At 65.7% G+C, this 1,159-nt stretch carries 1 protein-coding gene; it reads right to left on the reverse strand.

The window, feature by feature from the left end; genetic code table 11:
- Window positions 1-1,159 (reverse strand): dihydropteroate synthase (locus ACFP1K_RS41085; RefSeq protein WP_380764024.1); only part of this gene is annotated, 1,159 nt, incomplete at both ends.

Consider the following 1,159-nt stretch of genomic DNA (forward strand, 5'->3'; position numbering starts at 1 on the left):
TGCGGCTGCAGATACCCCACCGCGGCCTTCATCACCTCGGCCGACGCCAGCACGAACGGCAACTGCATCTGCCCCGACCCGAACAACTCACCGACGGTCTTCATGCCCTCCAGCAGCACATCATTGATGATCTCCAGCGCCGGGCGCAGCGCCAGCGCCTCGTCCAGGTCCTGCTCCAAGCCCTTACGCTCGCCCTCCACGATCCGGGCCTGCAACCGCTCCCACAACCCCAGCCCCGCCAGCCGCGCCGCGCGCCCGGCCCGCATCTGCGCCACATCGACGCCCTCGAACAGATCCATGAACCGGGCCAGCGGGTCATACCCCTCCCGCCGCCGGTCATACACCAGATCCAGCGCCACCTGCCGCTGCTCATCAGGGATCTGCGCCACCGGCACGATCTTCGCCGGCGACACGATCGCCGAATCCAGCCCCGCCTTCACCGCCTCATGCAAGAACACCGAGTTCAGCACCACCCGCGCCGCCGGATTCAACCCAAACGACACATTGCTGACCCCCAAAGTGGTCCGCACCCCCGGATAAGCGGTCTTGACCCGCTCGATCGCCTCGATGGTCGCGATCGCATCACCCCGGGTCTCCTCCTGCCCGGTCGCGATCGGGAACGTCAGGCAATCGATCAAGATGTCCCCGACGTTCATCCCCCAATCCCCGGTCAACTGCTCGATCAACCGCCCCGCGACCCGCACCTTCCAATCGGCGTCCCGGGCCTGACCCCGCTCATCGATGGTCAGCGCGACCACCGCCGCACCATGCTCCCGCACCAAACCCATGATCTTGGTGAACCGCGAATCCGGACCATCCCCATCCTCGAAATTCACCGAATTCACCACCGCACGCCCACCCAGCATCTCCAACCCCGCCGCCAAAACCGCCGGCTCGGTCGAATCCAGCATCAACGGCAACGTCGACGCCGTCGCCAGCCGAAACGCCAGCTCCCGCATATCGGCCACCCCATCACGACCGACATAATCAATACACACATCCAGCAGATGCGCACCCTCACGAACCTGGGAGCGGGCGATCTCCACACACTCCTCCCACCGCCCGGCCAGCATCGCCTCCCGAAACACCTTCGACCCGTTGGCGTTGGTCCGCTCCCCGATCGCCAGATACGACGCATCCTGCGAAAACGGCACATGCG

Origin of the sequence: Sphaerisporangium aureirubrum (genome assembly GCF_042658925.1) — a bacterium.
Taxonomy (GTDB): Bacteria; Actinomycetota; Actinomycetes; order Streptosporangiales; family Streptosporangiaceae; genus Sphaerisporangium; species Sphaerisporangium aureirubrum.